The sequence below is a fragment of the Nocardia sputorum genome (assembly GCF_027924405.1).
Lineage (GTDB): Bacteria > Actinomycetota > Actinomycetes > Mycobacteriales > Mycobacteriaceae > Nocardia > Nocardia sputorum.
This window is the reverse complement of sequence record NZ_AP026978.1, coordinates 4,043,094-4,068,816: the sequence shown is the minus strand read 5'-3', so window position 1 is coordinate 4,068,816 and position 25,723 is coordinate 4,043,094. Positions and strand designations below refer to the sequence as shown.

Annotated in this window: 26 protein-coding genes; 11 read left to right on the top strand and 15 right to left on the bottom strand. The window is 70.7% G+C overall.

Going from position 1 to position 25,723, the window contains the following annotated elements; genetic code table 11:
- Window positions 1–144 precede the first annotated feature (144 nt).
- From QMG86_RS18265 to QMG86_RS18230, 8 genes are all read right to left on the bottom strand, one after another.
- Window positions 145–1,581: a GuaB1 family IMP dehydrogenase-related protein gene (locus QMG86_RS18265; protein WP_281873554.1), complete on the bottom strand. Its 1,437-nt coding sequence runs from the start codon at window positions 1,579–1,581 to the stop codon at window positions 145–147.
- A 263-nt stretch (window positions 1,582–1,844) separates the two neighbouring features.
- The gene (locus QMG86_RS18260; protein WP_281873552.1) at window positions 1,845–2,690 is read right to left on the bottom strand and encodes a DMT family transporter; all 846 of its coding nucleotides are present in this window, start codon (window positions 2,688–2,690) and stop codon (window positions 1,845–1,847) included.
- Window positions 2,691–2,694: 4 nt separating this feature from the next.
- A complete protein-coding gene (locus tag QMG86_RS18255; RefSeq protein ID WP_281873550.1) occupies window positions 2,695–4,287 on the bottom strand; it encodes a DEAD/DEAH box helicase in 1,593 nt (530 codons plus the stop codon).
- A 180-nt stretch (window positions 4,288–4,467) separates the two neighbouring features.
- Window positions 4,468–5,406 (bottom strand): M56 family metallopeptidase, encoded by a 939-nt coding sequence (locus QMG86_RS18250; RefSeq protein ID WP_281873548.1) that lies wholly within the window; start codon window positions 5,404–5,406, stop codon window positions 4,468–4,470.
- Window positions 5,407–5,449: 43 nt separating this feature from the next.
- Window positions 5,450–5,848 (bottom strand): BlaI/MecI/CopY family transcriptional regulator, encoded by a 399-nt coding sequence (locus tag QMG86_RS18245; protein WP_040866505.1) that lies wholly within the window; start codon window positions 5,846–5,848, stop codon window positions 5,450–5,452.
- A 71-nt stretch (window positions 5,849–5,919) separates the two neighbouring features.
- Window positions 5,920–6,819, bottom strand: a complete 900-nt coding sequence (locus QMG86_RS18240; RefSeq protein ID WP_281873547.1) for an ABC transporter ATP-binding protein — start codon at window positions 6,817–6,819, stop codon at window positions 5,920–5,922.
- Window positions 6,816–7,907 (bottom strand): FecCD family ABC transporter permease, encoded by a 1,092-nt coding sequence (locus QMG86_RS18235; protein ID WP_281873545.1) that lies wholly within the window; start codon window positions 7,905–7,907, stop codon window positions 6,816–6,818. The genes QMG86_RS18240 and QMG86_RS18235 overlap by 4 nt, the downstream gene beginning before the upstream one ends.
- Complete coding sequence (locus tag QMG86_RS18230; protein WP_350356330.1) at window positions 7,904–8,932, bottom strand: FecCD family ABC transporter permease; 1,029 nt, start codon at window positions 8,930–8,932, stop codon at window positions 7,904–7,906. Before QMG86_RS18230 ends, QMG86_RS18235 begins: the two co-directional genes overlap by 4 nt.
- Before the next feature lie 149 nt (window positions 8,933–9,081).
- On the opposite strand from QMG86_RS18230, the gene QMG86_RS18225 reads away from it, so the two are divergent.
- From QMG86_RS18225 to QMG86_RS18195, 7 genes are all read left to right on the top strand, one after another.
- Window positions 9,082–9,789, top strand: coding sequence for a hypothetical protein (locus tag QMG86_RS18225; protein ID WP_281873543.1), 708 nt, complete (start codon window positions 9,082–9,084; stop codon window positions 9,787–9,789).
- A gap of 385 nt (window positions 9,790–10,174) precedes the next feature.
- Window positions 10,175–10,990, top strand: coding sequence for a carbonic anhydrase (locus tag QMG86_RS18220; RefSeq protein WP_281873542.1), 816 nt, complete (start codon window positions 10,175–10,177; stop codon window positions 10,988–10,990).
- Window positions 10,991–11,032: 42 nt separating this feature from the next.
- Entirely contained in the window at window positions 11,033–11,479 is a 447-nt protein-coding gene (locus tag QMG86_RS18215) for a PaaI family thioesterase (RefSeq protein WP_434086107.1), read from the top strand.
- Between the two features lie 75 nt (window positions 11,480–11,554).
- The gene (locus tag QMG86_RS18210; protein WP_195090954.1) at window positions 11,555–11,857 is read left to right on the top strand and encodes an urease subunit gamma; all 303 of its coding nucleotides are present in this window, start codon (window positions 11,555–11,557) and stop codon (window positions 11,855–11,857) included.
- Between the two features lie 50 nt (window positions 11,858–11,907).
- Window positions 11,908–12,219, top strand: a complete 312-nt coding sequence (locus QMG86_RS18205) for an urease subunit beta (RefSeq protein WP_281873539.1) — start codon at window positions 11,908–11,910, stop codon at window positions 12,217–12,219.
- Window positions 12,220–12,266: 47 nt separating this feature from the next.
- Window positions 12,267–13,988: an urease subunit alpha gene (locus QMG86_RS18200; protein ID WP_281873537.1), complete on the top strand. Its 1,722-nt coding sequence runs from the start codon at window positions 12,267–12,269 to the stop codon at window positions 13,986–13,988.
- Between the two features lie 268 nt (window positions 13,989–14,256).
- A complete protein-coding gene (locus QMG86_RS18195; RefSeq protein ID WP_281873535.1) occupies window positions 14,257–14,703 on the top strand; it encodes a hypothetical protein in 447 nt (148 codons plus the stop codon).
- 196 nt (window positions 14,704–14,899) lie between these two features.
- On the opposite strand, the gene QMG86_RS18190 is transcribed toward QMG86_RS18195, so the two are convergent.
- Window positions 14,900–15,442, bottom strand: coding sequence for a YaeQ family protein (locus tag QMG86_RS18190; RefSeq protein WP_281873533.1), 543 nt, complete (start codon window positions 15,440–15,442; stop codon window positions 14,900–14,902).
- A 135-nt stretch (window positions 15,443–15,577) separates the two neighbouring features.
- On the opposite strand from QMG86_RS18190, the gene QMG86_RS18185 reads away from it, so the two are divergent.
- The gene (locus QMG86_RS18185) at window positions 15,578–16,144 is read left to right on the top strand and encodes a hypothetical protein (RefSeq protein ID WP_281873532.1); all 567 of its coding nucleotides are present in this window, start codon (window positions 15,578–15,580) and stop codon (window positions 16,142–16,144) included.
- A gap of 14 nt (window positions 16,145–16,158) precedes the next feature.
- On the opposite strand, the gene QMG86_RS18180 is transcribed toward QMG86_RS18185, so the two are convergent.
- Entirely contained in the window at window positions 16,159–17,751 is a 1,593-nt protein-coding gene (locus tag QMG86_RS18180) for a bifunctional phosphatase PAP2/diacylglycerol kinase family protein (protein WP_281873530.1), read from the bottom strand.
- 769 nt (window positions 17,752–18,520) lie between these two features.
- Between QMG86_RS18180 and QMG86_RS18175 the strand changes: the two genes are divergently transcribed.
- From QMG86_RS18175 to QMG86_RS18165, 3 genes are read left to right on the top strand one after another with little or no spacing between them, the layout of a single operon-like run.
- Window positions 18,521–18,973: an SRPBCC family protein gene (locus tag QMG86_RS18175; RefSeq protein ID WP_281873528.1), complete on the top strand. Its 453-nt coding sequence runs from the start codon at window positions 18,521–18,523 to the stop codon at window positions 18,971–18,973.
- Window positions 18,970–19,311 carry an ArsR/SmtB family transcription factor gene (locus QMG86_RS18170; protein ID WP_281873527.1) on the top strand — a complete coding sequence of 114 codons (342 nt, stop codon included), beginning with the start codon at window positions 18,970–18,972 and terminating at the stop codon, window positions 19,309–19,311. Before QMG86_RS18175 ends, QMG86_RS18170 begins: the two co-directional genes overlap by 4 nt.
- A 30-nt stretch (window positions 19,312–19,341) precedes the next feature.
- Complete coding sequence (locus tag QMG86_RS18165) at window positions 19,342–19,785, top strand: SRPBCC family protein (protein ID WP_281873525.1); 444 nt, start codon at window positions 19,342–19,344, stop codon at window positions 19,783–19,785.
- A gap of 95 nt (window positions 19,786–19,880) precedes the next feature.
- Here QMG86_RS18165 and QMG86_RS18160 read toward each other — a convergent pair whose 3' ends face one another.
- The 5 genes from QMG86_RS18160 to QMG86_RS18140 all read right to left on the bottom strand — a co-directional run bounded on the left by QMG86_RS18160 (window position 19,881) and on the right by QMG86_RS18140 (window position 25,654).
- A complete protein-coding gene (locus QMG86_RS18160; RefSeq protein ID WP_281873524.1) occupies window positions 19,881–22,274 on the bottom strand; it encodes an ATP-binding cassette domain-containing protein in 2,394 nt (797 codons plus the stop codon).
- A 171-nt stretch (window positions 22,275–22,445) separates the two neighbouring features.
- The gene (locus tag QMG86_RS18155; protein ID WP_281873523.1) at window positions 22,446–22,856 is read right to left on the bottom strand and encodes a VOC family protein; all 411 of its coding nucleotides are present in this window, start codon (window positions 22,854–22,856) and stop codon (window positions 22,446–22,448) included.
- Between the two features lie 5 nt (window positions 22,857–22,861).
- Window positions 22,862–23,311 carry a helix-turn-helix transcriptional regulator gene (locus QMG86_RS18150; protein WP_281873522.1) on the bottom strand — a complete coding sequence of 150 codons (450 nt, stop codon included), beginning with the start codon at window positions 23,309–23,311 and terminating at the stop codon, window positions 22,862–22,864.
- Between the two features lie 71 nt (window positions 23,312–23,382).
- Entirely contained in the window at window positions 23,383–24,678 is a 1,296-nt protein-coding gene (locus QMG86_RS18145; protein WP_281873520.1) for a hypothetical protein, read from the bottom strand.
- 358 nt (window positions 24,679–25,036) lie between these two features.
- Entirely contained in the window at window positions 25,037–25,654 is a 618-nt protein-coding gene (locus QMG86_RS18140; RefSeq protein WP_281873519.1) for a TetR/AcrR family transcriptional regulator, read from the bottom strand.
- Window positions 25,655–25,723: the final 69 nt, after the last annotated feature.

Genomic DNA, 25,723 nt, shown 5'->3' with positions numbered 1-25,723 from the left:
CCTCCTGAGTGGCGCCCTCGGACGCGGGTGACAACTGGATCCTTTCGCAAATGAGTCGTGGTGCCGATATCCGGCAACCACCATGCTACCGGCCCACGCGCCGAGCGGCGTGGGCCGGTGCCGGTTCGGGGCGCGTGTCGGCGCTCACCAACCGCTGGGCAGCGGGCGACCTTCGGCGAACCCGGCCGCGGACTGCACGCCGAGCACGGCCTTCTCGTGGAACTCGGTGAGCGTCCGCGCTCCCGCGTAGGTGCACGCGCTGCGCACGCCGGAGCAGATGTGGTCGAGGAGGTCCTCGACGCCGGGGCGCTCCGGGTCCAGCCGCATCCGGGAGCTGGAGATGCCCTCTTCGAACAGCGCCTTGCGCGCGCGGTCGAATTCGCTGTCGGAGGCGGTGCGGGCGGCGACGGCCCGCTTGGACGCCATGCCGAAGCTCTCCTTGTAGGCGTTGCCGTCGCGGTCGACGCGCAGGTCGCCGGGGGACTCGTAGGTGCCGGCGAACCAGGAGCCGATCATCACGTTGGACGCGCCGGCGGCGAGCGCGAGCGCCACGTCGCGGGGATGGCGCACGCCGCCGTCGGCCCAGACGTGCACGCCGATTTCCCTGGCGGCGGCAGCGCATTCGGCCACCGCGGAGAACTGCGGGCGGCCGACGCCGGTCATCATGCGGGTGGTGCACATCGCGCCGGGCCCGACACCGACCTTGACGATGTCCGCGCCCGCCTCGGCGAGTTCCCTCGTGCCTTCGGCGGAGACGACGTTGCCCGCGACCAGCGGGACACCGAGCCCGAGATCGCGCACCGCGGTGAGGGTTTCGAGCATCTTGGTCTGGTGACCGTGGGCGGTGTCGATGACCAGCAGGTCGGCGCCCGAATCCACGAGGGACTTGGCCTTGGCGGCCACGTCGCCGTTGATGCCCACCGCGGCGGCGACGCGCAGTTTGCCCGCGGCGTCCACGGCGGGCTGATAGATGCCGGCGCGCACCGCGCCGGTGCGGGTCAGCACCCCCGCCAGCGTGCCGTCTTCGGCGGTGAGCACGGCGAAGTCGGCGTGCTCGGCGTGCAGCAGGTCGAACAGGTCGCGCGGCGTGGTGGTGGCGGGGGCCCGGACGAAATCGGTGGCCGCGACCTCACGGAGCCGGGCGAAGCGGTCGACGTCGGCGCAGGCGGCCTCGGTCACCACACCGACCGGGCGGCCGTCGTCGACTACCACGACCGCGCCGTGCGCGCGCTTGTGCATCAGGGCCACGGCCTCGGAGACCGAGCGGTCGGGGTCGAGGGTGACCGGCGTGTCGGCGGTGAGCGAACGACTCTTCACGAAGGCGATGGTGTCGGCGGCCGCGGTGATCGGCAGGTCCTGCGGGAGGACGACGAGACCGCCGCGACGGGCCACGGTCTCGGCCATTCTGCGCCCGGCGACGGCGGTCATGTTCGCGACGACGATCGGGATGGTGGTGCCTGACCCGTCGGCCGTCGAGAGATCGACGTCGAAGCGCGACGCGACGTCCGTCCGATTCGGGACGAGGAAGATGTCGTCGTAGGTCAGGTCGTACGGCGGCTGATGACCGGGGAGAAAGCGCACTCGACCGATGATATCCGGGCGCCGACCGGTGCGCGCCGTTCTCTCGGAGGTGCTGCCGCATTTCCCCCGCTACCTCGTGCGAACGCCGCCCGCGCGGCTTCGGGCGCCGAGCACGGCTGCGCCGTAGCGATGGCCGGCCGCGCGGGACGCTCGCACCGTGACCGCGTAACCGCGGCCGGGCGATGCCGACGTCCGTCGGGCCCGACGGATCGCCGATGCCGGTCCTGCCGGTGTCCCCCGCGCCGGCTGGTCCGGTTGTGGTTTCAGGCGACGGCTTCGGAGCGGGAGAGCACGATCGTGGTGGCGACCATGACGACCACCGCACCCGCGGTGACCACCAGCCCGGCGGTGCCCGCGCGCAACCGCTCGTCGAGCACGGCGATGCCGATGAACGCGGCGGCCAGTGGCTCGGCGACCGTGACGGCGGGCAGCGAAGCGGTCAGCGGGCCCACTTGATAGGCGCGTTGTTGCAGGTAGACGCCGGTGACGCCGGCCGCGACCAGCGCCCAGGTCTGCCAGCCGCCCAGCACGTCTGCCACACCGTGTTCGAACAACCCCGTGACGTAGTCGGTGAGTGCGGCGGCCAGCCCGTACAGCGAGCCGCTCGCGGCGCCCAGCAACAGCGCGCGCCATGCGGGCTCGCGTGCGGCGATTCCCGCGGCCGTGGCGGCGGCGATCAGGCCGACCAGCAGGCCGAGCGGCAGCAGCCAATCGCGCAGCGGCGCACCGGCATCACCTTCGGTCGGATCGCCGACGAGCACGAAACAGGCCAGCGCGGCGGTCAACGCGAGCGCGGTCGCCCACGTGCTCGGGGCCACGCGGCGATCGTTGAGGCGGGCGGACAGCGGCAGGGCGAACACCAGCGCGCTCACCAGGATCGGCTGCACCAGCAGCACCGCGCCCAGCGCGAGCGCGGCCACCTGCATGGCGTAACCGCCCGCGTCTCCGACGACGCCCGCCCACCAGCGGGGTGTGCGCAGCAGCGAGCGGATCAGCGACTCGCTCTCCGGCACCGCGGCCGCCGCGCTCTGCTGCGCGACCGCGGCGACCGCGAACAGCAGCGCGGCGAGCAAGGCGCAGAGGACGGCGGCTGCCCAGTGGGTCGACACCCGATTAGTTTGCTGCCCGATTGCCTCGAGTGGGGGACTGCTGGGCTCGCACGGCGCGTCGCCGCGGCCGGCCCGCCGTGTCGCCGGATGCGGACGCGGCGGCGCGGCCGGAGAACCCGCCCGCGGTGCCCCCGGTGCGAGCGGGCGTGCCCTTGCCCGAACCCGCGCCGCGGCCGACGGTGTTGTTCGCGACGGGTTTCGCGTCGCCGCGGCGGCGCGCGGGCGCGGCGACCGATTCGCTGCCGCGGCCGGCCCCGGCGGCCGACCGGCTCCTGGATTGCTTGGCCGCGCCCCGGCCACCGGCCGCCGCGGGCGTATCGCGCCTGCCGGTCTTGCGTCGTGCGGGTTTCGCGGGGGCAGCGGCAGGCGCGGCCACCGGTGCGGCAGCGGCGACGGGAACGCCGGACGGGCGGCGCGCGCCGGTGATCTCGATCAGCGTGCGGTCACCGGGACGGACCGCGACCCCGTCGACCTCGACACCCGCCTTGCGGGCCATGGCCTCGACGTCGCGGCGCTCTTCGTCCATCACCAGCGTGACGACCACGCCGTCCTCGCCCGCGCGGGCGGTGCGCCCGGCCCGGTGCAGATAGGCCTTCGGCTCCGGCGGCGGATCGACGTGCACGACGAGGGAGATCCCGTCGACGTGGATGCCACGCGCCGCGACGTCGGTGGTGACCAGCACCGGCACCGAGCCGTCGGCGAACGCCGCGAGGGTGCGCGTGCGGTTGTTCTGCGCCTTGCCGCCGTGCAACGCGCCCGCGGGGACGCCCGCCCCGCGCAACTGCTTGGCGAGCCGGTCGGCGCCGTGCTTGGTGCGGACGAACATGATGGTCAGTCCCTCGCGGGCGGCGATCTCGGTGGCGACCGCCCGTTTGGCCACTTTGTCACCGACGTACAGCAGGTGATGCGACATCGTGGTGACCGACGCCGACGGCGGTGCGGTGGAATGCGTGACGGGGGCGCGCAGGTAGCGCTTGACCAGCTTGTCGACCTCGCCGTCGAGCGTGGCCGAGAACAGCAGGCGCTGTCCGTCACGGGGGGTGCGGTCCAGCAGCTTGGTCACCTGCGGCAGAAACCCCATGTCGGCCATGTGGTCGGCCTCGTCCAGGGCGGTGATCAGCACGTCGGACAGATCGGCGGACCCCTGTGCGAGCAGGTCGGCGAGCCGTCCCGGCGTGGCGATGAGCAGGTCGACGCCGCGGGCGAGCCGGTCGGCCTGGCGCTTGATCGGCGCGCCGCCGACCACCGAGGTGACCCGCAAGCCGAGCGCGAGCGCCGGTTCGTCGAGCGCCCGCTCGATCTGCGCGGCGAGTTCGCGGGTCGGCACCAGGACGAGCCCGCGCGGGCGGCCCGGCTTGGCCGAGGCGCCCGTCAGCCGGGTGAGCATCGGGAGGCCGAAGGCGAGCGTCTTCCCGGAACCGGTGGGTCCGCGGCCGAGCACGTCCTTACCGGCCAGGACATCCGGCGCCGTGGCGGCCTGGATCGGGAACGGCGTCTCGATGCCGTCGCGTCGCAGTGCCTGTACGAGCACGGCGGGCAGGCCCAGATCCGCGAAGGTCGCGGTGGGCGCCGCGGCGACGGGGGTCGAGGGGGTCACGAGGAAGATGTGCCTTTCGTCGCACGGCGCGTTCCAGCGGAACGCGCTGTTCGGTGGGGTGGAGGGCGGTGCACGATGCGGTTCACCGCGCTGCGGCGCGGGCGATGACGCGCGCCGGGTGGAACGAGAGGGTGCGGCCGACCGGAGGCGGGCCGAACCTCCAGGATACGGGCCGGGGACTCAGCCGTGGAACAGCCGGCTCAGTTCCACGAGCCAGGGTACGGCCACGGCCTGCGTCGGCACCACCAGGATGGCGGCGGAGCCGAGATAGGCGGCCGTGGCGATGCGAATGTCACCGATCCGCTCGCTGAGCCGCTGGATGCGGATGAGCGTGGTCGGGCCGCCCGCCGCCAGCGCGCCTTGCGGCGCGGTGGATTTCGCACACGCGACGAGGGCGCGGGCCAGGGGCTTGGGCCCGGTGACCTTGACCGCCGAGTCGTCCGCGAGCAACTCGATGAGCAGTTTGACCGAGCCGAGCGCGGCCTTGCTGCGCACCACCCGCGGGAACGCCTCGTGCACCGCCGTGAACGCTTCCAGCACGAGATCGTGCCTGGCCCGCAGATGCGAACGTTCGTGGCTGACGATGGCGGTGATCTCGGCGTCCGCGAGACTGGTCAGGGTGCCTTCGCTGAGCACAACGCGCTGGCGCAGGCCGGGCAGGCAGTAGGCGATCGGCTCGGTCGCGGCCAGCACCCGGATGTCCGCCGCGCGCCGATGCGGACCGCTCTGGTCCAGCAGGTCGACCAGCATCCGGTGACGCGCCCGCCGCCTGCGGGTATGCACGCCGACCCGGATGATCGCGTAGATCAGCCGGGCGCCGACCAGCAGCGTGAGCGCGAAGACGAAGACGTAGGCCAGCCACAGCGGCAGGCCGAGCGCGTCGATCTCCCTGGTCGGTGCGGTGGTCGGGCGGCCGTCGGGGCCGGGCACGAGCAGCTCGGCGGCGATGGCCAGCCCGGAGCCGAACGCGCTGAGCACGGCGGCGAGCGCGATGGCCTGCCAGAGCACCAGCGCTGCTCGGGGCGTCCGGTAGGTCCAGGTCGCCCGGCTGAGCAAGGCCGGGGCAGGCCCCGCGAGAAGCAATGCGAGTCCGGCGAAGACCGGCGCGGTTGCGTTCATCGACTCAGCTCACTGCGTTGTGGGGCCAGGGCGCCCGAGGAGTCTACTGCGGCGGCGGCGCCGAGTCCTCGTCCTCGGTAGCTTCGAGCTTAGCGAGTGCTTCGCGCAGGGCGGCAGCCTCGTCCTTGCCGACCTGCTCCACGAAGTGCACCAGCGCGGCGGCGCGGCTGCCCGCCGCGTCGGCCTGTTGCAGCGCGTCGACCATCAGGCTGGCGACGAGTTCGTCGCGGGTGTGCACGGGCGCGTAACGGTGCGCGCGGTCGTCGCGGCGCTGCACCACCAGGTTCTTCTTCGCGAGGCGTTGCAGCACGGTCATCACCGTGGTGTACGCGAGCTCGCGGCGTGCGGCGAGAGCCTCGTGCACCTGCCGGACCGTTTGTGGTTCGTCGGCCGACCACAACTGGTCCATGACCGCTTTCTCGAGTTCACCAAGACCTGCCATTCCACAATTTTAGGTACTCAACGACGAAGATGCGTACTACAGGGTGTCGTAACCATGAAGTAGCTGGTGTGTCATTTCTCATAGGGCGCGGATTCGGGCTCCCCGGCAGCGGGTCCGCCCACTTTTCCGCGCACGTGCCTGGCGCCGATCGGCACGATCATCGGCCGTCCCGACACCGGGTCCTCGAGCACCGTGGCGTCCAGGTCGAACACCTCGCGCAGCAGCTCCACCGACACGACTTCGCCCGGCGCCCCCGCCGCCACGACACGCCCGTCGCGCATGACGACCAGCTGGTCGCTGTAGCGGATCGCGAGATTGAGATCGTGCAGCACCATCACGACGGTGCGCCCGAGATCGGCGTGCAACCGGTCCACCAGGTCCAGCACCTCGATGGAGTGTGCCAGGTCGAGATACGTGGTCGGCTCGTCGAGCAACAGGATGTCGGTGCCCTGGGCCAGCGCCATCGAGATCCAGGCGCGTTGCCGCTGTCCGCCGGACAACTCGTCGAGCGGTCGGTCGGCGAGGTCGGCGATCCCGGTCTGTTCCAGCGCGGACGTCACCTCGGTCTCGTCCGTGCCCGACCACTGCCGGAACCAGGACTGGTGGGGGTGGCGTCCGCGCGCGACCAGATCGGCGACGGTGAGTCCTTCCGGAGCCACCGGCGACTGCGGCAGCATGCCGACGATGCGGGCGACGTCCTTCGTCCTCATCGTCGATATCGCCTTGCCGTCCAACAGGACTCGGCCGTCCCGCGGTCGCAGCAACCGGCCGAGTGAACGCAGCAGGGTGGACTTTCCGCAGCCGTTCGGTCCGATGACGGTAGTCACCACGCCGGGGGTGATGGCCACACTCAGCCCGTCGACGATCACCCGGTCGCCGTAGCCGAGCGTGACGTTCTCGGCGCCGAGCCGGTGCCCCGGAGCGCTCGCCCGCTCCGTGGCGTCGGGAGTGGTGATGTCTGCGATCGTCATGACAGCGTCGCCTTCCGGTTCATACGCACGAGCAGGTACAGCAGGAACGGCCCGCCGAATGCCGCGGTGACGACGCCGACGGGCAGGTCGACCGGGAACACCGTGCGGGACGCGACATCCGCGCCGACCACCAGGATGGCCCCGGCCAGCGCGGAGCCGACGAGTGGTTCGCCCGGCGTGCGCAATACGCGCCGTGCGATCTGCGGCGCGGCGAGGGCGACGAATCCCACCGGCCCGACGGCGGCGGTGGCCACCGAGGCGGACACCACGGCCGCTCCGATCAGGATGGCCTGCTGGGTCTGGATGCGCACGCCGAGCGCGCGCGTGGTGTCGGAGCCGAGGCGCAGCGCGGCGAGCGTGCGGGCCGAGGCGAGCGCGACGAGGGCGGCGACTCCCGCGGCGATCGTCGCGGGAACGAGGTGCGCGGCGTCGGCCGCGTTGAGCGACCCGGTCAGCCACAGCTGCACGCGCTGGGCGTCCACCAGGCTGGCGCGGGTGAGCAGCCAGCCGATGCCCGCGGTCAACAAGGCGTTCACACCTACGCCGATCAGGACCAGCCGAAGACCGGTAGCGCCGTACGTGCCGGTGGCAGTGCGTCCCCAGGCGAGCACGTAGATGGCGAGGGCGGTGAGCAGGCCGCCCGCGAGCGCCGCCATCGGCGCGCCGACCGAGGCGGCCAGGCCGGTGCTCGCGCCGCCCGTGCCGACCAGCACGGCGACCGCGCCGAGGCTCGCCCCCGACGTGATGCCGAGCATGTCCGGCGCGGCCAGGGGGTTGTGCAGGATGGACTGGGTGATCGCGCCGGAGAGCCCGAGCGCGAGGCCGACCACGAGCGCGGTGAGCGCGCGCGGCAGCCGGGATTCCAGCACGATGAACCGCTGCGCCTTGGTGCCGCCGCCGGTCAGCACGTCGAGCACGCGCCCGAGCGGCAGATGCGACTCGCCCACCGCGATGTCCAGACAGAACAGTCCGAGGGCCAGCGCGATCAGGAGCGCGACGAGCACCACCATCCGCGGTCGCAGCACCGTCGACACCGGCCCGACGCGCAGCGCGGGTCGCCCGGTCGTGGTTCGCAGCGAAATCGTCACAGATTCACCAGCTTTCGCCGACGCACGAACGCCAGGAAGAACGGGACCCCGAGCACGGCCAGCATCGCCCCGACCTCCAGCTCGCCGGGCCGGGCCACCACCCGGCCTGCGATATCGGCGATGAGCAGCAGCAACGCGCCGAACAGCCCGGAATAGGGGATCAGCCAGCGATGGTCCGGTCCGGTGATCGTGCGCGCGAGATGCGGGACGACCAAGCCGAGGAAGGCGATCGGTCCGACCGCCGCCGTCGCCGCGCCCGCCAGCAGCACGACGGCCGCGAGCCCGAGCGCGCGGTTGCGGCCCACGTGCACGCCGAGCCCGCGCGCGACATCGTCGCCGAGGCCGATCAGGTTCAGTCCGGGCGCGGCCGACACCGCCAGCAGTATGCCCGCCGCCAGGAACGGCAGCACCTGCCAGAACACCTCGGCGTCCCGGCCCGCGACCGTGCCGATCACCCAGAAGCGGTAGGTGTCCAGCGCGGCGGCGTCGAACAGCACGACGGCGTTCGTCATCGCCTGCAGGAACGCGGTGATCGCCGCGCCCGCGAGCACCAGGCTCAGCGGACTGGCTTTGCCGCCGCCCACGGACGAGGTCGCGAACACCACCAGCCCGGCGACCAGCGCTCCGACGAGCGCGAACCAGATGTATTGTTCCGGCGCGCTGTAGGAGAACAGGTACACGCTCAGGGCCGCGAGGAATGCCGCGCCCGCGTTGAGCCCGAGCAATCCGGCGTCGGCGAGCGGATTGCGGGTGTAGCCCTGGATGAGCGCGCCCGCGATGCCCAGAGCCGCCCCGCAGACCAGTGCCAACGCGGTGCGCGGCAGCCGTAGGCCGCGCACGATCTGTTCCTCCGTGGATCCGGCGGCGCAGGTGAAGGGTCCGCCGGGGCAGGTGAGCGCATGGTGCACGGCGTCGTAGACGGTGCCGGGCGGGAGCGATCGAGCGCCGACCGCGACACCGGCGAGCGCGGCGAGCATGAGCAGGGCGGTCGAGAGGAGCAGTCCGGAAAGACGGCGCCGCCTCACGGTGGAAAGAAAGGTCACGGCGACGAGCTGCTCCTGAAATCAGCGATACGGTTGCTAGGTCTGGTAAGCCTAACCTATCTTTCGGTACAGACGGGCATGGCCGAGTGTCCGCCGCGCCGCGCGACGGAGCCGATCCCCGAGGAGGTTCGATGACCGAGCTCATCACCACGCCACATCGCTCGCCGACGGCGTTCGGACGCGCCTGTGCCCGGCTTCGCGCGCTGCAACCGGAACATCCGCGGGTCTACGCCGTGGCGTCGATGGCGGAGCAGGGCAAGCGGCGCTGGTGGCGACTGGCCGACGGCGTGCGCGAGGGACGCGTCGAACTCATGTACCGGCGGCACGCCGCGGAGATGATCAGCGCCGATATCGCGGCGGAAGTCGTTGCCACCGCGCTGATCCACGCGATCGTCGGACGCGTGGTCGCGCTGCTCGTCGCGGAGGGGCGGGCCTGGGATCCGGGCTTGGAGAACCTTTGGATCCATACCGACAACGACGGCGGGATCGACTGGGCGGGCCTGTCGGACACGACGATTCGCGTGGTCGACGGGGATCCGCTGGCCGGTGGACGGGGTGTGGTCGCCTTGCCGTGCCCGGAAGCGATGTACGTCTGGCTCGCGCATCGCTGCGAGTCCGCGCTGACGGTCGTCCAGCAGAGCTTGGCCCGCTGCTCCGGTCTGAGTGCCCGGCGGTTCTGGTCCCTCGTGGGCGAATCGGTCGCGGGCGCTTCGACTTACGTGCCCGACCTCGCGCGAACCGATTCGGCGACCGGCGCGCGGCGCGGCCAGGCGTTGCTGGCGGCGATGGCCGAGCGCGGGCTCCCCGTGCGACGGTCGGGATCTTGCTTAGTTAGGTAAGCCTGACCTATACTTATCTCGGCGTACGGATCGCGCGAGAGTCCCGAGGGCTGCGGTGACCCCCGATCCCGTGCCGCGGCGGGCTCCACCTCCGGTGGGGCCCGCCGCTCTGTTCCCTGTGACCTGCGTCGCCCGCTCTGGCGTGCCGCCGGGGCACGGATCTAGTCTGACGCCGACACGAACGCCCGAACCCGCTGCACGACAGGGTTATTCGTGGTCCGGCCGTCCTCGGCGGGTCACCGCCGCGTCGCGGATTCGGCCCGGTGCCGTGTCGCGGTCATCGGTGCGCACCGTCGCGCGCCTGGTCCGAGTCGTCGATGACGCCCGCTTGCCCTCCCGCACAGGCTTTCACGGTGGCTCTCCGGAAGTTCGAGGGGTTGTCAGCTTGCCCACCAGCACACCGTTCCGTCCCCGATCGATCGCCGCGGTCCTGGCCGCGGTCGCGGTACTCGTGCTGCCCGCCTGCGGCTCGGGCGGGCAGCGGGGACCGACGGGCGAACCGTCGACGCACCACGCGCCGCACTGGGATTACGACGCCGAGGGCCCCGACCATTGGGCCGACCTGGACCGGGACTTCCTGACCTGCAAGAGCGGCCATCAGCAGTCACCCGTCGATCTGCCCGGTCACGCCCGCCTCGAGCCGCACGAGCACACCACCGTCGACTACCACTCGGTGCCCACGGTGACGCTGCGGAACAACGGGCACACCGTGCAGGCGAATCTCCCGCCGCACAACGGAAATCGGATCGTGGTCGACGACGTGCCGTTCGAGCTCGTGCAATTCCATTTCCACCTGCCGAGCGAGCACACCGTGGACGGCGTGGGTACCACGATGGAAGCGCACTTCGTGCACAAGAGCGCGACAGGTCAGGTGGCTGTGCTCGGTGTGCTGCTGCGGGCCGCACCGGGGCCGTCGGGCTTCGCGCCGATCCTCTCGGTCGCGCCGCGGGCGGTGGACGCCGAGACGGTCGTGCCGGGCCCGATCGACTTGCGCTCGATGTTGCCGGGTGCCACCGATCAGTACCGTTATCAGGGTTCACTCACCACCCCGCCGTGCAGCGAGGGTGTCTCGTGGACGGTGCTCGGCAGTCCGGTCGCGGTGGCCCCCGCCGACGCCGACCGCTACCGGGCGTTGTTCGCCCACAGCAACCGGCCGACCCAGCCGCTGAACGGCCGGTCGGTCACGCTGGCCGGCGGATGAGGCCGCGCCGGCGGGCGGTGGGGGCTGTGCGACAGTGAATACATGACACAGCAGGAAACGCAGCGGTTCGGCTCGCTGGCGGGCGTCACGCCGGAGCAGATGAACGCCTACAGCGAAGGCACCTTCGCCGACCTGATCGGCCTGCGCTACACCGAGCTGAGCCCCGACCGCGTGCGCGGCGAGTGGGTCGTCAAACCGCATCTCTACCAGCCCGCGGGCATCCAGAACGGCGGTGTGTACTGCACCGTCATCGAGACGCTCGCCAGCATCGCAGGCGGCATCTGGTTCGGCGACCAGGGCACGGTGGTCGGCGTGAACAACAACACCGATTTCCTGCGCGCGGTGCGCGAGGGCACGCTGTCGGGCGAGGCGACGCCGCTGCACCGGGGCAGACTGCAGCAGCTGTGGCAGGTCGTCATCACCGACGAGCAGAACCGCACCGTGGCCCGCGGCCAGGTGCGCTTGCAGAATCTGCCCCATCGTTCCTGACCGTCGCCCGGCGAGGGCGGAACGGGCGTGCCAGAATGGCCGTCACCCGCCTCTGTGAACCGGTGAGGAGCCCGGATGCGACTGTCACCGCACGAGCAGGAGCGCCTGCTGCTGAGCTACGCCGCCGAGCTGGCCCGGCGCAGGCGGGCGCGCGGACTCAAGCTGAACCATCCCGAGGCGGTCGCGCTGATCACCGATCACGTGCTGGAAGGCGCACGGGACGGCCGTACCGTCGCCGAGCTGATGTCCTCGGGGCGCACGGTCCTGGCCCGCGACGACGTGATGGAAGGCGTGCCGGAGATGATTCCCGATGTCCAGGTCGAGGCGACCTTCCCGGACGGCACCAAACTCGTCACCGTGCACCATCCGATCGGCTAGGCGGGCGGCATGCGGTATTCGAACGCCGCCCAGGCGAAGCGAGGCCCGGCGTGATCCCGGGCGAATACTTCTGCGCCGAGGGCGTCATCGAGCTGAATCCCGGCGCTGAGCGCCTCGAACTGGACGTGCTGAACACCGGTGATCGGCCGGTGCAGGTCGGCAGCCATGTGCACTTCCCGCAAGCGAACGCGGCGCTGCGGTTCGACCGGGCGGCCGCGCACGGACACCGCCTGGACATCCCGGCCGGGACCGCGGTGCGCTTCGAACCCGGTCTCGGGCAACGCGTGCGGCTCGTGCCGCTGGGCGGCGCACGCGAGGTCCACGGGATCAGCCGCACCCCACCCGGGCGTCTCGATGACTAGTGCATGGGCCCGGCCGATCCCCGGGAAGTGCCGGGCAGGAGGACGCGATGAGTGAGCTGAGCCGGGCCCGGTACGCCGAACTGTTCGGGCCGACGACGGGCGACCGGATTCGATTGGCGGACACCGATCTGCTGATCGAGATCACCGAGGACCGCAGCGGGGGACCGGGGCGCGCGGGCGACGAGGCCGTGTTCGGCGGTGGCAAGGTGCTGCGCGAATCGATGGGCCAATCCCGGGCGACGCGCGCCGAAGGCGCTCCCGACACCGTGATCACGGGCGTGGTGATCGTCGACCATTGGGGAATCGTCAAGGCGGACGTGGGTATTCGTGACGGACGGATCAGCGCGATCGGCAAGGCGGGCAATCCCGACACCATGACCGGGGTGCACCCCGATCTCGTCGTCGGCCCGTCCACCGAGATCATCGCGGGCAACGGCCGCATCCTCACCGCGGGCGCGATCGACTGCCACGTGCACTTCATCTGCCCGCAGCTCCTGGAGGAGGCGCTCGGCGGCGGCATCACCACCCTCATCGGCGGGGGCACCGGCCCGGCCGAGGGCAGCAAGGCGACCACCGTGACGCCCGGCGCGTGGCATCTGGCGCGGATGCTCGAGGCCACCGACGGCTGGCCGGTGAACATCGTGCTGCTCGGCAAGGGCAACACCGTCAGCGCCGAGGCCATGTGGGAGCAATTGCGAGCCGGGGCGGCGGGATTCAAGTTGCACGAGGATTGGGGCTCCACACCGGCCGCGATCGATGCCTGCCTCACCGTGGCCGACGCGGCCGGGGTCCAGGTCGCGCTGCACTCGGACACCTTGAACGAGGCGGGTTTCGTCGAGGACACCCTCGCGGCGATCGCCGGGCGCGGCATCCACGCCTACCACACCGAGGGCGCGGGCGGCGGGCACGCGCCCGACATCATCACCGTCGCCGCCCATCCCAACGTGCTGCCCAGCTCGACCAACCCGACTCGCCCGCACACGATCAACACGCTCGACGAGCACCTGGACATGCTCATGGTGTGCCACCACCTGAGCGCGTCGATCCCCGAGGACCTGGCCTTCGCCGAGAGCCGCATCCGCCCGTCCACCATCGCGGCCGAGGACCTGCTGCACGATCTGGGCGCCATCTCGATGATCGGCAGCGACTCGCAGGCCATGGGCCGCATCGGTGAGGTCGTACTGCGCACCTGGCAGACCGCGCACGTGATGAAGCGCCGCCGCGGCGCCCTGCCGGGCGACGGCGCCGCCGACAACGCACGGGTGCGGCGGTACGTCGCGAAATACACCATCTGCCCGGCTATCGCGCACGGCCTGGACCACGAGATCGGTTCGGTCGAAGTGGGCAAGCTCGCCGATCTGGTGCTGTGGGAGCCCGCGTTCTTCGGCGTTCGCCCGCACGCCGTGCTCAAGGGCGGCGCGATCGCCTGGGCCGCGATGGGCGACGCCAACGCCTCCATCCCGACACCGCAGCCGGTGCTACCGCGCCCCATGTTCGGCGCCGCCCCGGCGACCGCCGCCGCCACCTCGCTGCATTTCGTCTCCGAGCAGGCGATCGAGGACGGCCTCGCCGACCGGCTGCGGGTGCGGCGCAGGCTGGTGCCGGTCCGCAACGTGCGGGGCGTGACGAAGACGGATCTGCCGCACAACGACGCCATGCCGCGCATCGAGGTCGACCCGGACACCTTCACCGTCCGCATCGACGGCGAGGTCTGGCGCGAACAACCAGCTGCCGAATTGCCCATGGCGCAGCGCTATTTCCTGTTCTGAGCGCCGGCGATTCGCCTGAGCGTGCCAGCTCGCAACCATGGACACTCGTGGACCGGAAGCCGCACATGCACGGCGAGTGCAACGGCCCTACCCTCCGAGGCCGAACACGGGCAAACAGGCCAACTCTGCGAGTGGCACATGGTCGTGGCGGAGCGCGAGAAGGGTTCACGCTCATGTGCCACTCGTGTTGGTGGAAAGCGTATAGTCCGGGGCTCGGTCGTGAAGTAGTAGGGAGGGAAGTATGGGTGGGCTCGCTGAGGGAGGGGTGGTGCACAGGATTGTCGTGGGGGTTGTCGGCGGGGTGACGTTCCTGGCGGCGATGTTCGCGACCTCGGCGGCCGCGCCGCTGCCGTCGGGCAGTGGGTCGGCCGGACCGTCGAACGGTTCCACGGTCACCTTGAACGACTATTGCCAGGATCCCGGCGCGGTTGGCCACCTCGCCGACGGTCGGACCGTCTACTGCACACAGGTACAGAACACCGACGCGTTCGTGTGGTCCTATAGCCGGAACCCGATCCCGCGCGATCCCCACACGCGCGGCTACGCCTGTGACAGCGACGCCTGCCATCGGCCCGACGGCACTGCCGTCCCGAACTACGAGCGCTGCGGAATCCTCTGCGGTGAGCCGCCCACCAGTGGCGACGTGCAGAGCGGCCTCGACGACTGCTTCGCAACGGGAGCCGAATTCGAGGAGTGCGAACGCCGGATGCGGTGAGCCGCGCGTCACGAACCTTCCCCACCTCGCAGTAGACGGTGGGTCGCCGTTCGGGTGGTTCCGCTGGGACTCGAACGCCGCGCCGGTTCCGTGGGGGAGGTCGAAAAACCGCTTCGGTCGGCCAGGGACAACACCCCGTGCGCAACATGACGACCGGCGTCGCCGGCCTATCGCGAACGGTCCGGATCGAAGAACGCTACGTGAGCCGGTGCTCGTGCACGGAAGTGCTCAGTCCGGTGCCGTTGAGGTCCAGATACAGCAAACGCTCGGTGACGGACAGGGTGACAGCGTTGCGTCGTTCGACCGCGGCGACGGCGGCATCGATGAAGTCGCGATCGAAGCTGTACAGCGGTATCGCGTCGGCGCGATGAATGCGTTTGCCGGTGAGTTGCGCCAGTACTTTCACCGGGTCGCGATGGGTGTAGACGGCGACGCGTTCGGCCAGCTTGCTGCCCCGGTGCACCCGCTCGGCGTCCGGCGCGCCGACTTCGATCCACGCGGTCAGCCGTCCGGTGAGGTCGCGGACCAGCACCGCGGGCTCGTCGGTGGACGAGACTCCGCCGTCGCTGAAGGCGATCCCCTCCTCGTACTCGAGGCAGTAGGCCAGCACGCGGGTCAGCATGAACTCCGCGGATTCCGACGGGTGACACGCCACCCGCAACTCCAGCTCCTGATAGACGCCGCGGTCGACGTCGGCCAAGTGGACGGCGAAGCTGTGCAGTGTCGCGCTGAGTGCCATAGGTGCAGCAGCTTAACGCTGGGCTACCGGATGCGGCCGCGCAGGGACGGCGGCGGACGTGCAGTGCGGCTGCGACAGGTGCAGTACGACGTGCGCAAGCCGGCGAATGCGTCTGCCCCCGTCTAGGATTCGGCGGTGACACTTACTCGTGACGACTTGGCCGGCTATGTCGAGCGCGACCTGGACGCCGATCTGGCGAGATGGTTCGCCGACCGGCCGCCGGTCATCGTGCCGGAAGAAACCCGGCCCGTGGCGCCCTTTCTGGACCGGTTGGCGCCCGCGGCCGCGGCGGCTCTGGCGGCCTTCGACCGCCGGGTGCGATCCGGGCGCATGCCGCAGTTCCTGGACATCCATTCCTGGTCCTACGGTTTCGATTTCGCCGGCAACGACTGCGGGCTGATGGACTCCGACTACGAGACCGAGTTGACCGACGACGACGTGTACTCGATCGGCGCGGACGGCGGCGGCAACCTGTACCTGGTGCTCACCAACGGACAGGTCGCGATCTGGTTCCACGAGGAGGAAGTCGTCGAGGGCGGCACTCGTTTCGACGATCTCGATATCTTCCTCTGGTCGGTCGTGCGTTACCACGCGGTGCGGGCCGGGGTGCTGGAGCGCGACGCCGTCGAGGCGGACTTCCTGTCCCTGGGCCAGGACGGCGCGCTCGAGCCGGACCTCGGGTTGCTGCGCTACATGAAGTAGGGCGCGGCCGTGGGTCAGTCTTCGCCCGCACGTCGCTGAAACGGTCGGCGGGCACGGAAGGCGTCGCGGAGCCAGGGCGATCGGCGGTGGTGGGGGCGGCTGCGGTCGGCCCAGAGGGGATTCGATTCGTCCCGGCGGTAGACGGCGAGCTGACCCGCGATGGCGAAGTGCAGCCGGGTGGCCTTGCCGATCACCTCACCGTCGGTGGCCAGCGCCTCCGGCGTGGGCAGGTGCACGAAGAGTTCGGGCAGCTGCCGCTCGCCGTAGACCTTGCTGTGGCCGATCGCCGCCAGCAGCAGTGCCAGCACGGCACGGGTGCGCGACCAGCGCAGATCGGCGCGCAGCCAGCGCACGTCGAGCAGTCCGGCGTCGAGCCGGTCGCGGAAAGCGGGCACCGCGCCGTGCGGATGGTAGGGACCGTTGCCGACGAAGAGGAACCAGACCCGCTGCCAGCGTCCGTCCAGGCAGATCTCGATCGGCTCGGCCCGGCGCAGGGTGACCACGAGCGCGGCGGCGAACGCCGGCCATTTGCCCCAGCGTGACTGCCATTGTTCGCGCAGCTGCACCAGATCCGGATAGGCGCCGAGGCTGGCCGTGTTGATCAGATGCCTGGTGCGCGAACCGGTCTCGTCCTCGCATTCGACGCTGGCGATGTCGACCGCGACCGCCTCGCCCTCGCCGGTCGCATCGATCACTTCGCGCAGGTCGTAGACGCCGAGGTCGCGGGCGAAGTGGTTGAGCGTGCCGGTGGGGATGACGACCAGCGGCAGTTCGTGGCGCAACGCGACCGCGGCCACGGCCGCCACCGTGCCGTCGCCACCGGCGACACCGACCGCCAGCACCGGTTCGCCGTGGTCGGCGATGGCCCGCTCGAGCTGGTCGGCGCAGTCGACATCGGGCTGCGTGCGCAGCACGGTGGCGGCGGGCAGGGCCTCGACGACGTCGTCGGTGGGGTCGTAATTCGGATCGCCGGAAATCGGATTGACCATGACCACGAGGCCTTTGCCCTCCACCAGCGTCGGCACCGCGGGGACCGGGCTGGCCTGCGCCTCATCGGATTCGCGCACCGGCCACCAGCGTCGCGTGGCCAAGGCGACACCGGAACCGACGGCCGCGCCGATGACCACATCGGAACTCCAGTGCACGCCGGTGTGCACCCGCGAGTAGGCGACGGTGGCGGCCAGCGGGGCGACCACCAGCGCGGTGCGCGGGCTTTCCATGGCCACGGCCGTGGCGAACGCGGCGGCGCAGGCGCTGTGTCCCGAGGGGAACGACGACGACCTCGGGGCGGGGGTGAGCCGCCGGTACACCGGCAGCAGTTCGGCGGCGGGCCTGCGTCGTGCGATGAGCGACTTGAGGCCCACATTGACGACGAGGCTGGCTCCTGCGACGGAGGCGACACCGCGCAGCGCGGCCCGGCGCGGTGCGCCCTGGCGGGTGGCGAGCAGTGTCGCGAGAGCCAGCCACAAGCCGCTGAAATCGGCACTGTTGGTGAGCCGCAAGAGGCCGTGGTCGACCACCGAGGCCGGCAGTTCGGCGACCGCGCCGCCGATCGCCCGATCGATTCGTCCGATGCCGTGGAACTTCCGGCGCACCCAGCTACTCACCCGTCCGACATTACCGATCGCGAACGTCGCGAAACGTGCCCTCCCATGCCATTCCGGCGCCTTACCGTGACGTGGCTCTCCGGGGCGGTGCACCGGGGCCCGGACAGAGCCCCGAAATCCCGGGCGTAACGCCGTTCTCGTAGCGCCGACATCCAATTGTCGGGAATTCGAAAGGGCGCGACGCCAACCGCTGCCCCTCGGGCGGACCGGTCGTGATCACCTTCACACTCGGCGACGACGCCGCACGGTGACACCGAGTCCGGCCATTCCGGATCAGGTCGGCAACCCCGGCGGGTAACCCGGCGGTTCGCCGGTCGCGAAAGGTGTTCCGTTGCAATAGCTCTGTCGTTGCCCGCGGTCTGGCCGATTCGGCACGGGCGGACGCGGCGGCCGGTGCGTGCGGTCTCGCCCGTGCCGACGCGAACTTCGCGGCCGCCGCCCGGGACAACGTCGCTCGCGCCCGGGATATCGCGGAGGCGGCCAACGCCTACGAATTGTGGCGGGCTGAGTGGACCGGCTGTCCCGCGCCGTTGTTCCTCCACGGCATGCTCCAGCGTGCGGCGCATGCCGCGCGATCGGTCGCCCGGACCGGTGAGCGACCGGCGATCCGGCTGACGGGCAGTGATCTCGGTAAACCGGCGGGCGGGCGTGGAGATCGCGCGCCGACGACGGTCCGCAGGCGAATATGCAACTAATGGTTGCGCTTCGGCCGGTGGCGGGCTAGCGTGATGTGCAACCAAATGTTGCATATGATGGAAGGGCGACGAGTATGGAGTACGGCAGCATCGAACGGGAGATCTACGTCGACGCCTCTCCCGAGGTGGTGTTCGAGGTTGTCAGCAGCCCGGAGCACATCTCGCAGTGGTGGAGCGACGACGCCGACTTCGACGTGACTCCCGGTGCGGTCGGTGAACTCGTCTGGGGAGACCGCGCGCAGGTCGCTCCGATCACTGTGGTGCGGGCCGAGCGGCCTCGGGTGTTCTCCTTCCGCTGGTGCTACCCCGACGGCGAGGTCGATGACTCCGCGGGCTCGCTGCTGGTCACCTTCGAACTCGTTGCCTCGGGTGCGGGGACCCGGATCCGGCTCACCGAGACCGGTTTCCGGGAGACGGGCTGGGAGGCCGCGAAGCTGGCCGAGCAATACCGCGAGCACACCGTGGGATGGGACACCTACGTTCCCCGGCTGGGGGAATACATCGCCCGGCTGGTGTCGGCCCCGTGACCGCGGCGGTCGACGACGACCTGTGGTCCGCCATCGGGGATCCGACCCGTCGGCGGATGCTCGACCTGCTCCTGGTGGACGGCGGGGGCACCGCCACCAGTCTCAGCGAGCAGCTGCCCGTGACACGGCAGGCGGTCGCGAAACATCTCGGCGTGCTCGATCGCGTCGGCTTGGTGCACGCCACGCCTGCCGGGCGGGAGCGGCGGTACCGCGTGGACGAGGCGCAACTCGCCCGAGCGGTCGCCCAGCTGTCTTCCGTGGGCGCGGCGTGGGACGCCAGGCTCCGCCGTATCAAGCGGATCGCCGAGGCGATCGAGCGTGGTCGAGACCAGCAGTGAATCGAAAGCAACCGAGGAAAGGAATCGACAATGGTGGACATCCTGCACAGAGTCGGCATCGAAGCGCCGGTGGACGAGGTCTACGCCGCCCTGACCACCACCGAGGGGCTGGCCGGCTGGTGGGCGAGCGACACGCGCGGCACGAGCGACGAACTCGGCGGACTGATCGAGTTCCGGTTCGGCGCGGGCGGATTCGATATGCGAGTGCGCGCGCTCGACCCGGGCAAGCGCGTGCTGTGGGAGGTGGTCGGCGGGCCCGACGAGTGGATCGGCACCGAGGTGGACTGGACCCTCGATCAGGCGGGCGACTACACCGTCGTGCTCTTCGCGCACCGGGGCTGGAAGGAGCCGGTGGAGTTCATGCACCACTGCAGCACGAAGTGGGCGGTCTTTCTGCTGAGCTTGAAGTCGCTGGTCGAGACCGGGAAAGGCGCGCCGGACCCCTACGACGTCAAGATCGACAACTGGAATTGACGCTTGGCACATCGGACTCCGCACCGCTCGCGGCGGCACGGGCCGTGGACAGCATCGTTACCACGGGTGACGATGCTGTCGGCGCGACGTGCGGATCAGGCGCCGACGTAGGCCGCGAGATGCTCGCCGGTGAGGGTGGAGCGTGCGGCGACGAGGTCGGCGGGTGTGCCTTCGAAGACGACCCGGCCGCCGTCGTGCCCCGCGCCGGGGCCCAGGTCGATGATCCAGTCGGCATGCGCCATCACCGCTTGGTGGTGTTCGATGACGATGACCGACTTGCCGGAGTCGACGAGCCGGTCCAGCAGACCGAGCAGCTGCTCGACGTCGGCGAGATGCAGGCCGGTGGTCGGCTCGTCGAGGATGTAGACGCCGCCCTTGTCGGCCATGTGCGTGGCCAGCTTGAGCCGCTGCCGCTCGCCGCCGGACAGCGTGGTGAGCGGCTGGCCCAGGCTGAGATAGCCCAGTCCGACGTCGGCGAGCCGGCCCAGGACGGCGTGCGCGGCCGGCGTGCGCGCCTCGCCGTCGCCGAAGAACTCCCGCGCCTCGAGCACCGACATCGCGAGCACCTCGCTGATGTCGCGTCCGCCCAGGTGGTATTCCAGCACCGAGGCCTGGTACCGCTTCCCCTCGCACTCCTCGCAGGTGGTGGCGACGCCGGCCATCATCCCCAGGTCGGTGTAGACGACGCCCGCGCCGTTGCAGGTGGGGCAGGCCCCCTCCGAGTTGGCGCTGAACAGCGCGGGCTTGACGCCGTTGACCTTCGCGAACGCCTTGCGGATGGGTTCGAGCAGGCCGGTGTAGGTCGCCGGGTTGCTGCGCCGTGAGCCACGGATGGGCGCCTGGTCCACCGACACCACGCCTTCGCTCGCGGGAATCGACCCGTGCAGCAGGGAACTCTTGCCCGACCCGGCCACACCGGTGACGGCGACGAGCACTCCCAGCGGAATGTCGACGTCGACGTCGCGCAGGTTGTTCGCGTTCGCGCCCCGGATCTCCAGCTTGCCTCGGGGCTTGCGCACCGTCTCCTCGAGCGCGGCACGGTCGTCGAAATGGCGGCCGGTCACGGTGCCGCTGGCCCGCAGCCCTTCGACGCTGCCCTCGAAGCACACGGTGCCGCCCGCCGCGCCGGCCCCGGGGCCGAGGTCGACGACGTGGTCGGCGATCACGATGGCCTCCGGTTTGTGCTCCACGACGAGCACCGTGTTGCCCTTGTCCCGTAGCCGCAGCAGCAGGTTGTTCATCCGCTGGATGTCGTGCGGGTGCAGGCCGATGGTCGGTTCGTCGAAGACATAGGTGACGTCGGTGAGCGACGAGCCGAGATGACGGATCATCTTCGTGCGCTGCGCCTCGCCGCCCGACAGCGTGCCGGACGGCCGGTCGAGCGAGAGGTAGCCCAGGCCGATCTCCACGAACGAGTCGAGGGTGTGCCGCAGCGCGGCCAGCAGCGGCGCGACCGACGGCTCGTCGAGACCGGACACCCACTCGGCCAGGTCGCTGATCTGCATCGCGCAGGCGTCGGCGATGCTGATGCCCGCGATCTTCGAGGAGCGGGCCGCCTCGGTGAGCCGGGTGCCGTCGCACTCGGGACAGGTGGTGAAGGTGACCGCTCGATCCACGAACGCCCGAATGTGCGGCTGCATCGCCTCCCGGTCCTTGGCCAGGAACGACTTCTGGATTTTGGGGACCAGCCCCTCGTAGGTGAGGTTGACGCCCTCGACCTTCACCTTGGTGGGCTCTTTGTAGAGGAAGTCCCGCATCTCCTTCTTGGTGTACTCGCGGATCGGCTTGTTCGGGTCGACGAAGCCCGACTCCGCGTAGACCCGAACCGTCCAGAAGCTGTCCGACTTCCAGCCGGGGATGGTGAACGCGCCCTCGGCGATCGACTTGGAGTCGTCGTAGAGCTGGGTCAGGTCGATATCGGAGACCGAGCCCCTGCCTTCGCAGCGCGGGCACATGCCGCCGGTGATGCTGAAGGTGCGTCGCTCCTTCACCGTCCTCCCGGCGCGGTCGGTCGTGACCGCACCCGCCCCGCTGATCGAGGCGACGTTGAAGGAGTACGCCTGCGGCGAGCCGATGTGCGGTTTACCGAGCCGGCTGAAGAGAATCCGCAGCATGGCGTTGGCATCGGTGGCGGTGCCGACCGTGGAACGCGGGTCGGAACCCATGCGTTGCTGGTCGACGATGATCGCGGTCGTCAGGCCCTCGAGCACGTCGACCTCGGGCCGGGCCAGCGTCGGCATGAAGCCCTGGACGAAGGCGCTGTAGGTCTCGTTGATCAGCCGCTGCGACTCCGCGGCGATGGTGCTGAACACCAGCGAACTCTTGCCCGAGCCGGAGACGCCGGTGAACACCGTCAGCCGCCGCTTCGGGATCTCGATGCTGACATCCTTCAGGTTGTTCTCGCGCGCGCCGTGCACGCGGATCAGATCGTGGCTGTCGGCAGCGTGCAGCGCGGGCGACTGCGTGTCCGTCGTCGTGGCCGTGCTCATGGGGTCTCCCTCTGTCGGGCGGGGCCGCGTGGGCGGTCCTGGGTCGGCGTCGCCTGGCTCGATCCAACCAGGTCGACTTGTCTGCGGGCCGCCCGGCGGCCAGCCGCTTCTGCCGTGGCCGGCGATGGCTATCGGACCGGTGCGCGGTCGCGGCTGAGCGCGCCGGGTGGTTCAGCGCAGCTGCTGGATGCGGATCAGGTTGCCCGCGGGATCGCGGACGGCGCAGTCGCGCACCCCGTACGGTTGCTCGGTGGGTTCCTGGACGATCTCCGCGTCGCCGGCCACCAGCCGCTCGAAGGCGCTGTCGAGGTCCTTGGTTGCCAGCAGGATGCCGCCGTAGGTGCCCTTGGCCATCATCTCGGCGATGGTGCGGCGCTCGTCGTCGGTGATGCCGGGGTCGGCGCCCGGGGGGTGCAGCACGATGGAGGTCCCGGGCTGTCCGACGGGGCCGACGGTGAGCCAGCGCATCCCTTCGTATCCGACGTCGTTGCGGACCTCGAAGCCGAGGAGGTCACGGTAGAAGGCCAGCGCCGCGTCCGGATCGTCGTGCGGCAGGAAGCTCGCGTGAATGGTGATGTCCATGGCAGTCAGGCTAATTGCGGCTCGGTAACCGGCGCTTCTCGATTCCTGATCGGTCTGGTCACCTGTTTCGCCACGCAGGACGGCATCCCCGCCGTCGCGCGCGCCGCCTCGCGCCGGTAGACGCTGGGCGGCACGCCGACCAGCTCGGTGAAGCGCGTGCTGAACGTGCCCAGCGAGGAGCAGCCGACCTCGAAACAGACCTCGGTGACGCTCAGGTCGCCCCGGCGCAGCAGTGACATCGCACGCTCGATGCGCCGGGTCATCAGATAGGAGTACGGCGACTCGCCATACGCGAGCCGGAACTGGCGGCTGAGGTGCCCGGCCGACATGTGCGCGTCGCGCGCGAGCGCCTCCACGTCCAGGGGCTGCGCGTACTCCCGATCGATGCGGTCGCGGACCCTGCGTAGCCGCGCGAGGTCGTGCAGGTGCTGCGCCGCGGCGGGTCTACTGGTCACTCACCAGATGGTGCCACATCGCGGTGACAAGCGGCCGATCCCGGCCCGCGCCTCTCGCGGGATGCCCGGGGCTACCAGAAGGTCGCCGAGAGCTCGTACTCGGCGAGCGCGGACCGCACCAGCTCGGTGAGCCGCTCGGCGTCGAGCAGGGTCGGTGGGTGGTAACCCATGACGCGCAGCGTGATCGTCTCCGCGGCCTCGATCAGCGCGACGTAGAGGGTGCCGCCGCGTTCGGTCACGACGGTCCGCGAGTTCAAGCTCTGATTGACCAAGCCGAGCATCATCGCCGAGGCCGGGCGGCCGTCGATGCGGAGGATCTCCGGGTCGAGCTTGCCGAGGCTGGAACAGACCGTGGAGATGGGGTCGGTGGCGGCTTGGCGCGCCAGGTGGGCGTAGCGCCCGCGCGGCAGCGCCACCGCGACCGGGACCAGCGGCGGGACGTCCTGCCCGCTCGCCGCGGCCTCCGTGAGCTTCTCCTTCATCACCGCGCGCAGCGAGGCGAGATCGGCCGGCTCGCCCTCGTGAGCGTCCAGCTCGAAGGCGATCGAGGTCAGAGCGTTCGCGCGGAGATCATCGGCGGTGCGGGTGCTGACCGGCATCATCATGCGGACCCGGCCCTGCTCGTCGATGCGGCCGAGCTCGGTGGCGATGGCGGCCATCATCGCCACCGCCAAGGTGGTGCCGGTGCCGCCTCGCGCCCGGGCCGCCGCATGCCAGGGCTGCGCCGGGACTGTCGCGGTGATCGTCGGCAGGCGGAAGTTCGGTGCGTCGCCGGTGGGCCCGCCGTGCCTTGCGGTGGCCAACCGCAGCGCCAAACCGGCCGCCGAGGGGAACGACCGGGCTCGCCGCGCGGCAGAGCGAAGATCGTCGGCGAGCAAGCGCATCCGGCCGAATCCGTCGCTCGGATACACCAAGTCGAGCCGCTTTCCCGCGACCGCGTCCGTGACCGCCGCGCAGAACGCGTGGCCATCGGCGAGAGTGTGCGAAACCAGCAGCGACACCGCGCTTTCCCCGTTGTCGAGGTGGGTCGCCGCCAGCCGCCATGCGGGCCCGCCGAAGGTACGCAACTCGGCATGCCCCTGTTCGGCGATCCAGGCCTCCAGAGCGCCGGCGGGAAGGGGCTCGTCCGCGACCTCGAGCGGGCTGAATTCGACTCGGGTGGTCCAGCGGTCACCGGCGGCGGGGATCATCGCGGGCGCGACCGCCCTGCCCAGGCTGCCGTGGCGCAACGTCTCGTGGAAACGCTCCAGCGCCGCGATGTCCACCGGACGGTCGTAACGCCAGACCGCCTGTATCGCCAGGGTTCCCCCTAGCGCGGAGTGCCCCCGTGCACTCACGCAATCGATATCGGTCAGGCGGTAGGTCACGCAAATCTCCCCTCGAGTTCCGGACGCCGGGGCGGGTCCGCGCCGGCGTCGTCGCCGCCACAACTCGACGCTACGACGATGGGGATCGTTCGAATGTCCGGTTTCGAGTTGTTCGGCCAACCAAGAGCATCCGGCCTGGCAACGCCATGGTCAACCCTACTGGCGGGTTCGGTCCCGGCGGCCCGGCGGTGCGGTGCGAACGGTACCTATTGGTCCGCTGTGCTGCGCTAACGGGAATCTGCTTGCCACCTGCGCGGGAAGCGGGTAGGGGGCCGCTCGACGCGGCGAACCGGCCCGATCCCGGTGACCGGAGTTGGACAGGCGACCACTTCAGCAACGTGCCGGCGGTGTGGCGCGCTCAGCGCGCGGCCGGATCGCGTCTGCGGATCAGCGGCAGGTAGACCTCGTCCACGATGTCGATCAGGACGTCGTCGGGCGCGGTCGGCGCGCCGCGCACGACGAATTCGTTGCGGAGCAGGATCAGGGCCACGGTGGCGACGCGCGGATGCAGCGCCTCGGGAGCGGCTTCACCCCGGGCGACCGCGCGGCCCAGCAAGGTGAGCCACGGCGCCGCGGCGGCGTCGCCGGTCTGATCCGGCAGCTGTGCCAGGAATTCGGCTGCGCCACCGCAGGCCGCCAGGAGTTCCCGCAGGATCGCGCCCGAGGACGAACTCCAATGGCGGTTGACGCGCCGTAGCAGTTCCAGCGCGTCTTCGCGCAGGCTGCCGGTGTCCGGCGGTGGTGTGGTCGTGGCCAGCTGGCGGTAGGCGGCGATGCCGAGTGCCAAGCGGTTCGGCCACCGGCGGTAGATGGCGTTCTTGTTGGTTCCGGCCCGGGCGGCGACCTTGTCCATGGTCAGCGCGGCGTATCCGGATTCGAGGAGTTCGTCCGCCGCGGCGCGCAGGATCGCCTCTTCGAGAGCGGCCCCACGTCGGCGCGTCTGCCCGGCGCCCGGCTGCCGGACCGCATCTTCCACTTCGGCCCCTTCCCGTAATCGCCGCCGATCCTACTTGCCGGGCGTGCTTGCTCGGTCGAACCGGGGAAC

Bases quoted from the DNA above. Each gene is read 5' to 3' on its own strand.
- QMG86_RS18245 (WP_040866505.1), bottom strand. From the start codon at position 5,848: ATGGCAGGTCTTGGTGAACTCGAGAAAGCGGTCATGGACCAGTTGTGG.
- QMG86_RS18160 (WP_281873524.1), bottom strand. From the start codon at position 22,274: ATGAGCACGGCCACGACGACGGACACGCAGTCGCCCGCGCTGCACGCT.
- QMG86_RS18215 (WP_434086107.1), top strand. From the start codon at position 11,033: ATGACACAGCAGGAAACGCAGCGGTTCGGCTCGCTGGCGGGCGTCACG.
- QMG86_RS18240 (WP_281873547.1), bottom strand. From the start codon at position 6,819: ATGACGATCGCAGACATCACCACTCCCGACGCCACGGAGCGGGCGAGC.
- QMG86_RS18200 (WP_281873537.1), top strand. From the start codon at position 12,267: ATGAGTGAGCTGAGCCGGGCCCGGTACGCCGAACTGTTCGGGCCGACG.
- QMG86_RS18155 (WP_281873523.1), bottom strand. From the start codon at position 22,856: ATGGACATCACCATTCACGCGAGCTTCCTGCCGCACGACGATCCGGAC.
- QMG86_RS18175 (WP_281873528.1), top strand. From the start codon at position 18,521: ATGGAGTACGGCAGCATCGAACGGGAGATCTACGTCGACGCCTCTCCC.
- QMG86_RS18165 (WP_281873525.1), top strand. From the start codon at position 19,342: ATGGTGGACATCCTGCACAGAGTCGGCATCGAAGCGCCGGTGGACGAG.
- QMG86_RS18210 (WP_195090954.1), top strand. From the start codon at position 11,555: ATGCGACTGTCACCGCACGAGCAGGAGCGCCTGCTGCTGAGCTACGCC.
- QMG86_RS18225 (WP_281873543.1), top strand. From the start codon at position 9,082: ATGACCGAGCTCATCACCACGCCACATCGCTCGCCGACGGCGTTCGGA.
- QMG86_RS18190 (WP_281873533.1), bottom strand. From the start codon at position 15,442: ATGGCACTCAGCGCGACACTGCACAGCTTCGCCGTCCACTTGGCCGAC.
- QMG86_RS18250 (WP_281873548.1), bottom strand. From the start codon at position 5,406: ATGAACGCAACCGCGCCGGTCTTCGCCGGACTCGCATTGCTTCTCGCG.